Raw genomic sequence first — 11,201 nt, forward strand, 5'->3', positions numbered from 1 at the left:
TTCGCTTATTTTAACCTAAAAACACTACTAAACCCTTAATTTACAATGCTTTTAATTCCGAACTGAGGTTATATTAAGTTATAATATTTTGATTGCTGCTGTCTATGAGTCAGATATAAATGGAGTTCCTTCTTTTTCAAACTCATATAAAGGCCATAATGGTAATAAAGTTGATGTAGAGCCTATAAATACAGTGAGTAATGATGGTTATGATCAAGATCAAATAAAAAATTCTAAAAATTATGTAAAGCAACAAAATAAAAATAATAAATTAGATTTACCAAGCTATAAGGCAGAATCTCAACCTGAAATATATCATGATGTTCACAACTATAGAAATCGAAGCTTTCAAAGAGATGGACAAATTCAGGCAAAAGAATATAAGCAAAAGCATAAATCATCTAATGTTTATAATAATTTAGAAATAGATAATAAAATTAACAAACATAAAGAAAACTTTAAAAATAATAAACAAATTAGAGGAACGGAATCTAAACAAAAGCAGAATGTATCTAATTTTAATGCTATTAATAATATCCACAGTTAAATATAGATAAAACTCTTATTTATCAACAGATTAACTACAGTGTAAAATCGTATTGCTATAAGTCTTTTTTAATATATAATTTATTTAATGTTAATTTTAAATTATTAGAAGTTAATCTTCTAAAAGAAATAGATTATATAGAATGTCACATTTTGAAACGACAAGTTTAAAAAGTACTAATATTTTTTTTGATAAATTTAAGATAATAGCTATTCAGGTTGTTATTTTTGGTTTTTTCTTTTGTTTAAATAGTTGGATGCCTATATCTTATGATGATATTCTACGTGCAAATATAAATGCCTTATATAATCATCAAATAATAAATAATATAGTACACGATTATTATCATTGGACGGGTAGAATCTCAGCGCAGTTTTTAGTGTATTTCTTTTTTAATAAAAATATACCTCAGTTAATAACAACTGTTAATATACTAAATGCTTTAGCTTTTAATGTGTTTATATCTGCTTTATTTAAAATAGCGACAAAGGATAAAAAAAGCTTTTTATCTAAAGAGTTTTTAGTTTTTGTGATCTTATTATTATTATATTTTTATTCTGATGAATTGATCAGAAATTATTTATGGAAAACTGTAGGCTTACAATACTTCTGGGGGATGACTCTAATATCATTAGCTGTTTATAAGATTTTCATAAAAAATAATTTAGGCATTTGTTTTGCAGTATTTACAGGGATAGTTATAGGTTTATATAATGAAGAATTTGTAAGCGTATGCTTTATATTATTAGTATCTTTAGTTTGTTATCAAAAATATAATAAGTTAGAGATAAATAGAAATGTATTAATTATGATAGTATGTTTGGTTGTTGCAGGGATAATATGTGTATTTGCTCCTGGTAATTTTGAAAGATCTGCAACTCAACATAGATTTTACTATCTATATGCATTATCAACATTTATAGGTGTTTTACCTTTTGCATTACTTAGTTTTGTTTCAACACAGGTTTGTAAAAGCTTTACTTTAGTACAAAAGAAAATAATACATACAATTATAATACTTTTATTAATATCTTCATTATTCTGGTTTGTTTTTAGTATTTCATCTCGTACAACATTAATTTATACATTTATCTTTTTTATTCCTATATCAGTATTTATAACTTCACAGGGGTTTATAGAAAAATTCACAAATATTAAAATGTTTTTATTAGTGACTGTTTTAGTTATGTGGATATCAATAATGATGTATACAATGTTTGCACTTCATGAAAAATATCAAAATAGAGTGAAAATAATAGTAGAAAATCAAGATAAAAGTATTTGTGTCCCGTTGATAAGACCATACATTAAGAAAGTTGTTTTATATCAAGACTTTAATTCAACTACAAATCTTACAAACTACTATAAAGACTATGCTAAGTTTTATAATCTTAAATCAGTTACAATTTGTAAAAAAAGATAGCTTTAATATTTTGGGTTTGATTTATAAAAATTATAATTGCTATTATTAATTAATACTTGTATAATCTTTTCTTGCTCTTTGCTATGCAAATAATTATTTTGCTTGTATAGCTTATCAGTAAAAAAACTTAAAAAAATGATAAACCGTAAGGAGTTTATAGCAATGAAACATTATGAAATCGTTTTAATGATTCACCCTGATCAATCAGATCAGTTAGAAACAATGCTTGGTAAATACCGTGGCATTATCGAAGAGAAAGGTGGAAAAATCCACAGATTTGAAGATTGGGGACGTCGTCAATTGGCATATCCTATAGAAAAACTTCACAAGGCACACTATGTATTATTCAACGTTGAATGTGCTACTGAGTCACTAGAGAAGCTTCAAGAGTCTTTAAAGTATAACGATGCTGTATTACGTCGTTTAATAATCTCTCAAAAAGAAGCTGTGATTGAGCCATCTATAATGATGCAATCAAATGAAAAAGAAGTAATTTAATAGGGGTATTTCAAAATGAGTCGTCGTAAAGTTTGCCGTTTCACTGTTGAAGGCGTAAAAGAAATTGATTATAAAGATGTAAATAAGTTAAAAGCTTATATTACTGAAACAGGTAAGATTGTTCCTAGTCGTGTAACAGGTACATCTGCTAAGTATCAAAGACAGTTGTCTACAGCTATTAAAAGAGCTAGATTCTTAGCATTATTACCATACTGTGATCGTCACTTTAACTAATACCGGAGGTTGATTACAATGCAAGTTATTTTAAAAGAAAAAGTTGAAAATCTTGGTGTATTAGGTGATATCGTAAATGTAAAACCTGGTTATGCTAGAAACTTCCTTATCCCTTTTGGTAAGGCTGTTCAAGCTACAAAAGCAAACATTGAAGTTTTCGAAGCTCAAAAAGCTGAGTTAGAAAAAGCTGAAAAAGCTAGATTTGATGCTGCAGTTGTTACAGCTGATTCTATAAAAGATAAAGTTTATACTATCGAAGCTCAAGCTGGTGATGGTGGTAAACTATTTGGATCAGTAGGTACTGCAGAAGTTGCTGAAGCTGTTTCTAAAGAGTCTGGTAAAGAGATTGAGAAAAGCCAAGTTCGTATGCCAGAAGGTGTTATTAGAACTACTGGTGAATTTGAACTATCAATCCATGTTTATACAGATGTAGATGCAGACATTAAAGTAAATGTTGTAGCAATGCAAAGTTAGTTTTATAATAGTCTAACTAACACATATATCTTGATAAATATAAAAACCATGTGTTAGGCATGGTTTTTTTGTATTTAATATAAGGGTTTTTGAAGTCTATGGATCATCAATTTAAAGCTGCTGAGACTACTTATTCACTTGAAGCAGAAAAAGCTATCTTGGGAAATATACTTTTAAATAATCAAAATATAGAGCTAGTTGAAGATTTACTTTTAACTGATGACTTCTTTGATAAAAAACATAGAATAATTTATAAACAAATTAATACTCTAAATCAAGCAAATACACCTTTTGATGTTCTAATTTTAAGCGAGTATCTTGCAACTGATGGGATTCTTGATGAAGCAGGTGGCGAAGCTTATATCGTTGATTTAGCAGCAAATACTCCATCAGTATCAAATATCAAAACATATGCTAATATTGTAAAAGACAAAGCCAAACTTAGAAGTCTACAAAATAGTGTAAATGATATAGTTCAAAAGATATATTCAGCTGATTCAAAAAACCCTGATGAGGTGATTGATTATGCTGAAAGTAGAATTTTAGATATTGCTAAAGAGAGAGAGACTCTTACAAAAGGTCCTGAGTCTATAAAATCTGTAATTCCAAAGCTTGTAGATCGTATGAGTGCTATTGTTGATGCAGGTACTGGATTGACAGGACTTTCTACAGGTTTTATCGATTTGGATAAGATGACTTCAGGGTTACAAAGAGCTAATTTAGGAATCATAGCAGCTAGACCATCTATGGGTAAAACTGTACTTGGTATTAATATTGCTCAGAATGTTGCAAAAATCTCTGAAAAACCAGTGCTAGTTTTTAGTTTGGAGATGCCGTCAGAGGATATTGTAACAAGGATGTTAGCCAGTCAAGCTCGAGTTGAGATGAATCTTTTAAAAGAATGTAATCGTTTAAATGATGCGCATTGGGTTAAAATCACAAAAGCAATGAAAGATCTTAGTGATATGCCTTTGTATATAGATGATACATCTGGCTTAACTCCAGCGGAGATGCGTTCTAGAGCTCGTAGGCTGTATAATGAGCATGATGGTTTGTCAATGATTTTGATAGACTACCTTCAACTAATGAAGATCCCTGGATATGAAACAAATAGGACTCTTGAAGTATCTGAAATTTCAAGATCATTAAAAGCTTTGGCAAAAGAGCTTGATATACCTGTTATAGCTTTATCGCAGTTAAACAGGGCTGTAGATGATCGTAAAGATAAGCGTCCAATGATGTCAGATTTAAGAGAGTCTGGTGCAATTGAGCAGGATGCTGATTTGATTATGTTTATTTATAGAGATGAAGTCTATAACAAAGATAAAGAAGATAATAAAAACCTAGGTGAGATAATTATAGGTAAGCAGCGTAATGGACCTATAGGAGCTGTTCATGTTAGGTTTGATGGACAGTTTGTTAGCTTTGCTAATTTAACTAATGAAAATGATAATATTTTGCCGGGTGATATTGGTTACAACGAGTAGCCTTTAATAAGATTGATAAGAGATATTTTATGCAACAAGAAAAAACAAATTTACTTGGTCTTAACCAAAAAGCAATTGAAGACTTTTTTGTTTCTATTGGCGAGAAAAAGTTTCATGCTAGACAAGTTTTTAAGTGGATTCATAAAAAAGGTGTTATAGATTTTGATGCTATGACAGATTTAGGAAAAAACTTACGTGCTAAATTAAAGAGCCAATCAGAAATAGCTGTTCCTAAGGTTGTCTTTAGTAAAGCATCTAAAGATGGTACACATAAGTGGTTAATAGATGTTGGTGGTAGTGCTGTAGAGACAGTTTTTATACCTGAGGAAGGTAGAGGAACTTTATGTGTATCTTCTCAAGTGGGGTGTACTCTAAACTGTAGTTTTTGTTCTACAGGCAAGCAAGGTTTTAATAGAAACCTATCCTCTGCAGAAGTTATATCTCAGCTTTGGATTGCAGCTAGAACATTATCAAAAGCTAATGGTGAACATGACTTTAGTGTCACAAATATCGTTATGATGGGCATGGGTGAGCCATTAATGAATTTTGAAAATGTAGTTCCAGCTATGGATATTATGATGGATGATTTAGCTTATGGGTTATCTAGACGTAAAGTGACTCTTAGTACTTCAGGTGTTGTACCAAAAATATATGATTTACTTGAACAGTCTGGAGTATCGCTAGCTGTATCATTACATGCCTCAAATGATGCTCTTAGAAATGAGATTGTACCAATTAATAAAAAATATAATATTGATGAGCTTTTAGATGCATGTAAATCATATGCAGAAAGGGGTCCTCATAAGCATATAACTTTTGAGTATACATTAATGCAAGAAGTTAATGATAACTTATCTGATGCAGAAGAGCTTGTTCAGCTATTAAGATCTCGCGAAGTTCCTGCTAAAATAAATCTAATTCCTTTTAACCCTTATCCAGGAACTCCATATAAGAAACCTAGTGGAAATAGAATTCATAAGTTTAAAGAATATCTACAGCACAAGGGTTTTGTTACTACAGTTAGAAAAACTCGTGGAGATGATATCGATGCAGCTTGTGGACAACTTGCTGGTGATGTAATGGATAAGACAAAGAGAAAAGAAAGATACTTGAAGAAGATTGGAGATACTAATGCAAATTAATCTTAGAAAGATTATTACAGTAGCTATATTAGCAAGTACTTTATCTGCATGTGCAAGTTCTGGATCAAAAACTAATGACGTTGCAGCTCGACAGAATACAAATCAAAACCAAAATAGATCAAATGATATCGTTGATGGTAACACTGCAGAATATACAGTTCCAGCTGATACAGAGAAAAAAGCTAATTTTAAGGAAGCAACTAAACTATATGCTGAGCTAGCAATTACTTATGCTAGTGAGGGATATTTAGATAGGGCTAAAGATAGGCTAATTCGCGCACAGAACTTAGAAAAACAGCATGGTTATGATTTAGCAATTGTTGGATATGCTGCAGGTTTTTATTATCAAACCATAGGTGTTAACTCTATTGCAGAGAAGTACTATAGTGATACTGTTGATGATCATTCTAATAATTTTGAAGCTATAAACTTTTACGCTCAATTTTTATGTAAAGAGAGAAGTGATTATAAACAGGCAGAAAAGCTTTTTGATAAGTCACTATATTTATCAGATAATGATGATATGGCTCAAACTTTATTTTTATACTCAGAATGTGTATATAAACAAGGTAACAAAGACCGAGCTCTTAAACTTATGATAAGAGCAAATAAGTTTAGATCAAATTATAGATCAGCAAAGCTACGCTTAGCGCAGATGTACTTTGAAAGAAAAGAATATAAAAAATGCTATAGAATCATTTATAGTATGAAGGATGATAAAGAATTTTTCTACAATAAGAAAGTTTTAGATTTAAGACTTAAACTAGCTGAATATGCTAATAACAGAAGTGAAATTGCGACAATTAAGCTTATTCTATCTTCTAGTGGCTATAATGACAATGATATGAATCAGTTTTTCTCAAAGGCTGATATGGGAGATGTAAATAATGCGAAAGCTCAATAGATTTGAGGATAAGAAAGCACCGGAAAGGTTGCAAAAAATGCTTGCTAAATATGGAATTGGCTCTAGAAGAAAGATAGAAGAGTTTATTCAACAAGGTAGAGTAAGGGTTAATGGAAAAGTTGCAACAATAGGTGACAAAGCTACTGATAATGACAAGATTAGCTTTGATGGAAAAGCTTTACATTTATATGGTCAACCAATGACTAGACCAAGGGTAATTATTTATCACAAAAGAGAAGGTGAAGTTTGTACAAGTAAGGATGAGAAAGATAGGAAAACAGTTTTTGACTCTTTACCAAAACTAGCAAAATCTCGTTGGATAATGGTTGGACGTTTAGATATAAATACAACAGGCTTATTGCTTTTTACTACAGATGGAGATCTTGCTAATAGACTAATGCATCCTTCATATGAAATAGAAAGAGAGTATGCAGTTAGAGTTTTTGGTGAACAATTATCTGAAGAAACAATGAAAAAGCTTAAAGAGGGTATTCAGCTTGAAGATGGCGTAGCTAAATTTAACCATATAAAATTCTCAGGTGGAGAAGGAGCAAATCTTTGGTACTATGTAACTCTTTCTGAAGGGCGAAATAGAGAAGTAAGGAGAATGTTTGAATCTATTGGAGTAACAGTTAGTAGATTAACTAGAGTTAGGTTTGGAGATATTAACTTGCCTAAGTTTGTATCTAGAGGTAAAACACTAGAGCTTACGCCTTCTGAGGTTAATAGACTTAGAAAATCTGTTAAACTTAAAGAATATTCTTTTCCAAAAAAATTAGTTGATAGATTAGAGAAAAAGTGATGAGTTTTGAAAGTCAGTTAAGTGATATTTTTGATTTGGATATTTGGGAGTTAAAACCTCAGTATAAATTATCTAGTCAATCACAAATTGATTTTGAAAATGTTACGGTAAACTTAGATGAGCCTATAGCTGAATTTAAACAAGAGCCAGCTATTACTGAGGAGCTAATTTATAAAAATAATATTGTTAGCAATAAAATCATTAATATATTTATTCAAAGCGATCTTAATGTTCAATTTTTAAACAAAGTTGTAGATAACTTATTTTTTAATTCAAAAGTAAGTATTTTTAGAGTGCAATCTACTGATATTCAACTAGACTCTAATGAAGTTAATCTCTTTGAGAAAGATTTTATATCTAAGAAAGTTAATTTACTAAGTGCTCAAAACAAAAAATATATGTTATCAAAGTTATATGAGTATGCAGACTTTAAATCTAGATAGCTCTTACTTCAATGAAGTTATTAGTCTTATAAGATTTTCAGATAAAAGTTTTAGTTGGTCAGATCAGCAGATTCTAGATTCATTGAAACAAGATTTGGCTATTGGTCTAATTGACAATAATAAATTAAAAGCTATAGCAATTTTTAGTTATATTTTTGAAACAGCTGAGCTTTTATATATTTGCGTTAATAAATCCGATCAAGGCCAAGGGTTAGGATCTAAAACTCTCAGAGAGTCTTTTAGATACTTATCAAACCAAAATATTACAGAGGTTTTTTTAGAAGTTGATGCCAATAATAATGCAGCTATAAAGCTTTATAATAAGCTTGGCTGCAAAAAAGTATCTATACGTAAGAATTATTATAAAAAACAAGATGGTAGCTGTAGTGACGCCTTAATTTATAGGCTAGAAATAAGTTAAGCCAGTGCATATATTTTTTTACTAAAAACTATGATATATTGTGTCAGTAAGACAGCGGGGGTGCTATCAAATGGTAGCTGAGAAGAACCCTTAGAACCTGATCTAATTAATATTAGCGTAGGGAGTTTGTTTGATATATCTTTAATTAAAAGTAAAGTCACTCAAACTTCTATTATTTGTTAAATAATAGGAGAATTAACATTGGAAAATTTTGGTTATATAACTTTAAACATATCATTAATACTTTATTTTGTACATTTCTTGCCTCAGACTATTCATAATCAGTTTAAGCATAAAACCTCAGAGATTAGTCTTTGGACACATTCTTTGATGATATTTGCAAATGCATTAGATTTAATTTATGCAACAGGCTTTAATTTACAGTGGCAATATATATTAGTTGATGTAATTCTATTATGCTTTTTGACTATTCAACAATTCCAGATTTTAAATGATAGAAGGCAAAAGAAAATTGTAATTCATACTATATTGATTTTGCTATTTTTGGGGATAATAACTTTAATTATTTTCTCTATTAAGTTAGATAAAACTTATCTACTATGGTTCGGCTCAATAAGTGGAGTGATCTATAATGTTTACTATTTACCACAGATTTGTAAAAACTTCTTACAAAAGGATGCTCAAGGATTCAGTATTTTTTATTTAGGACTTTTAGCTATTAATATATTATGTGATATAAACAGTGCTTTCTTTTTAGATTGGCCGATTGTTTCACTTCTTGTTTCTTGTAGTATGCTTATTTTGGTTTGTATACAAATATTACAATATTTATATTATAAAAACCTGTTTTTAAAACCTACATTGAGTAAGGCCTAAACAAATTACAAACTTTTGAACAGTTTATGTTAGAATGACTGCTAGTCATATGTAGTAAATTTATAATAATATTGTGATGAAAAAGATATTTAAGACATTATTGCTTTTAGCTGTTTGCTTGGTATTTAGTAATGCATTTGCCAATACTAATCCTTCTTATACTCCTTATGAGATAGGTGAGTCACTGGGAAAAATTTCTCATAAAAGTTTTAAATCTATGAAGACAGAGCTGTCAAAAAAGGATTTTATGGCTGGTTTTGATGATACCCTTTTAGATAAGAAGCCTAACTATAATAATATATCTGACCAAGATTCATATGAAGTTGGCATGATTATCGCTACTCAATATAAGCTAAATCTTAAGAAGTTGATTAAAGTTGATAAAAAAAGCTCTCAAGAGTTTATTAAAGGCTTTAATAATGCTGCAGATAAAGAGAATGCTAAATTGACACCGCAAGATAAAAAAATATTAGCATATTTTAAGAAACCTAATGAAAGTGATGCGTAAAAGTAGGATAATTATAAATATTATATTGATAAATAAACTGCGCTACTTTATTCTTAATCCTAATTAATTATCTATATTTTTTATGATGGAAAAACTTAAAGATATCCAAGTTCTCATTAAAGATGATATAAAAAATAATAATCAATTTATTATAGATTCTCTTTCTTCGAATGTTGTTCTTATTAATCAGATTAGTCACTATATTATAAATAGTGGTGGTAAACGATTACGCCCACTTTTGGTTATGCTTTTTTCACGAGCATTAAATCATCAAGATGATAAACACCTTGCTTGTGCTGCTATTATTGAATTTATACACACTGCGACATTATTACATGATGATGTGGTTGATAATTCAGAATTACGTAGAGGTAAAGAGACAGCCAATAATGTTTTTGGTAATGCCGCAAGCGTTCTGACTGGTGATTTCTTATATTCAAGAGCTTTTCAAATGATGGTAGGCTTAGATAATATGCAAATTATGCGGATTTTAGCTGATGCAACAAATAAAATTTCTGAAGGAGAGGTTCTGCAGCTTTTAAATGCAAGAAATTCGGAGCTTTCCGAGAAAGACTATACTAATGTTATATATTGTAAGACAGCTAAGCTTTTTGAAGCAGCATGTGAGTTAGCTGGTGTTATTAGTTTAGATAAAGATGAGTATCAAAAGCATCAAGATAGTATTAAAAGCTATGGCGTTTATTTGGGGAATGCATTTCAGATAGCAGATGATGTCTTAGATTATGTTTCAGATGCTGAAAGCTTAGGTAAGAATATTGGTGATGATTTAGATGAAGGTAAAATGACTTTACCAACTATTTATGCGTTAGCAAATATTGATCAAGAAAAGCAAAAGGTATTGAAAAAAGCTATTGAAGAAGGTAAGTATGATATCAATGAGATTGTAACTATAGTTAAAAATAGTGGCGCAGTAGAGTATTCATATAAAGTTGCTTGTCATTATGCCGATCTAGCAAAACAAGCTATAGCTTTTTTACCAGAATCTGATTATAAACAAGCTATGATATTATTATGTGATTTAGCGGTAAAAAGAAAAAGTTAGCTTATAAAATTATATAGACACTTTTAATGTGTTTCTTTAATGGCGATGACTAAGCCATACGTTCATAATACCAGCAATAATAACAAGAATGCATCCGATCCATGTATACCAATGTGGCAATGTTTGCCAGAATAGCCAGTCGAATATAGCACTAAAAATAATAGCAGTATATGCTATTGGTGCTAGAATTCCTGAGTGTGCGAAGCGACATGCTTGCATAAAGCAATATTGACTAAGATAGGTGCCAACACCAATAAAAATTAAATAACTTAAGTTAATTAATGATATACCATGCCAAGTTATAAGCATAAAAGGTAATACCATAATGGATGATAGTCCAAAATAGGCTCTGTGCACAAAAATAAATTTTCATCGAAGCCAAATAAAAGTACAAGCTAATTTAATCATTCCTAGATAT

Annotated in this window: 15 protein-coding genes and 1 riboswitch; of the genes, 14 read left to right on the top strand and 1 reads right to left on the bottom strand. The window is 30.0% G+C overall.

Annotated features, from left to right (window positions below; translation table 11 throughout):
• Positions 1-88: 88 nt before the first annotated feature.
• The 14 genes from AB8E56_RS10095 (at position 89) to AB8E56_RS10160 (ending at position 10,783) form a co-directional block, all read left to right on the top strand.
• Entirely contained in the window at positions 89-547 is a 459-nt protein-coding gene (locus AB8E56_RS10095; protein ID WP_329480687.1) for a hypothetical protein, read from the top strand.
• A gap of 142 nt (positions 548-689) precedes the next feature.
• Positions 690-1,970, top strand: coding sequence for a DUF6056 family protein (locus tag AB8E56_RS10100; RefSeq protein ID WP_329480689.1), 1,281 nt, complete (start codon positions 690-692; stop codon positions 1,968-1,970).
• Between the two features lie 162 nt (positions 1,971-2,132).
• The gene (gene rpsF / locus AB8E56_RS10105) at positions 2,133-2,468 is read left to right on the top strand and encodes a 30S ribosomal protein S6 (protein ID WP_329480691.1); all 336 of its coding nucleotides are present in this window, start codon (positions 2,133-2,135) and stop codon (positions 2,466-2,468) included.
• A gap of 15 nt (positions 2,469-2,483) precedes the next feature.
• The gene (gene rpsR / locus AB8E56_RS10110; RefSeq protein ID WP_070083940.1) at positions 2,484-2,702 is read left to right on the top strand and encodes a 30S ribosomal protein S18; all 219 of its coding nucleotides are present in this window, start codon (positions 2,484-2,486) and stop codon (positions 2,700-2,702) included.
• A gap of 18 nt (positions 2,703-2,720) precedes the next feature.
• Complete coding sequence (gene rplI / locus AB8E56_RS10115; RefSeq protein WP_150468261.1) at positions 2,721-3,176, top strand: 50S ribosomal protein L9; 456 nt, start codon at positions 2,721-2,723, stop codon at positions 3,174-3,176.
• Positions 3,177-3,274: 98 nt separating this feature from the next.
• The gene (gene dnaB, locus AB8E56_RS10120; RefSeq protein ID WP_329480730.1) at positions 3,275-4,663 is read left to right on the top strand and encodes a replicative DNA helicase; all 1,389 of its coding nucleotides are present in this window, start codon (positions 3,275-3,277) and stop codon (positions 4,661-4,663) included.
• A 29-nt stretch (positions 4,664-4,692) separates the two neighbouring features.
• Positions 4,693-5,805, top strand: coding sequence for a 23S rRNA (adenine(2503)-C(2))-methyltransferase RlmN (rlmN, locus tag AB8E56_RS10125; protein WP_329480732.1), 1,113 nt, complete (start codon positions 4,693-4,695; stop codon positions 5,803-5,805).
• Entirely contained in the window at positions 5,795-6,709 is a 915-nt protein-coding gene (locus AB8E56_RS10130) for a CDC27 family protein (protein WP_329480734.1), read from the top strand. The genes rlmN and AB8E56_RS10130 overlap by 11 nt, the downstream gene beginning before the upstream one ends.
• Complete coding sequence (rluB, locus tag AB8E56_RS10135; protein WP_329480736.1) at positions 6,693-7,511, top strand: 23S rRNA pseudouridine(2605) synthase RluB; 819 nt, start codon at positions 6,693-6,695, stop codon at positions 7,509-7,511. Before AB8E56_RS10130 ends, rluB begins: the two co-directional genes overlap by 17 nt.
• Positions 7,511-7,954, top strand: a complete 444-nt coding sequence (locus AB8E56_RS10140; protein WP_329480738.1) for a chloroquine resistance protein — start codon at positions 7,511-7,513, stop codon at positions 7,952-7,954. The genes rluB and AB8E56_RS10140 overlap by 1 nt, the downstream gene beginning before the upstream one ends.
• Complete coding sequence (locus AB8E56_RS10145) at positions 7,932-8,375, top strand: GNAT family N-acetyltransferase (RefSeq protein WP_329480740.1); 444 nt, start codon at positions 7,932-7,934, stop codon at positions 8,373-8,375. The genes AB8E56_RS10140 and AB8E56_RS10145 overlap by 23 nt, the downstream gene beginning before the upstream one ends.
• Before the next feature lie 46 nt (positions 8,376-8,421).
• A riboswitch (TPP riboswitch) is annotated at positions 8,422-8,517 on the top strand.
• 59 nt (positions 8,518-8,576) lie between these two features.
• Complete coding sequence (locus tag AB8E56_RS10150) at positions 8,577-9,212, top strand: PQ-loop repeat-containing protein (RefSeq protein ID WP_329480742.1); 636 nt, start codon at positions 8,577-8,579, stop codon at positions 9,210-9,212.
• A 76-nt stretch (positions 9,213-9,288) separates the two neighbouring features.
• On the top strand, positions 9,289-9,720 hold the full coding sequence (locus tag AB8E56_RS10155; protein ID WP_329480744.1) for a hypothetical protein: 432 nt from the start codon (positions 9,289-9,291) through the stop codon (positions 9,718-9,720).
• A gap of 85 nt (positions 9,721-9,805) precedes the next feature.
• Positions 9,806-10,783: a polyprenyl synthetase family protein gene (locus tag AB8E56_RS10160; RefSeq protein ID WP_329480748.1), complete on the top strand. Its 978-nt coding sequence runs from the start codon at positions 9,806-9,808 to the stop codon at positions 10,781-10,783.
• 36 nt (positions 10,784-10,819) lie between these two features.
• Here AB8E56_RS10160 and AB8E56_RS10165 read toward each other — a convergent pair whose 3' ends face one another.
• Entirely contained in the window at positions 10,820-11,140 is a 321-nt protein-coding gene (locus AB8E56_RS10165; protein ID WP_329480746.1) for an EamA family transporter, read from the bottom strand.
• Positions 11,141-11,201: the final 61 nt, after the last annotated feature.

Source organism: Francisella sp. 19X1-34, from assembly GCF_041102755.1.
Classification (GTDB): domain Bacteria; phylum Pseudomonadota; class Gammaproteobacteria; order Francisellales; family Francisellaceae; genus Francisella.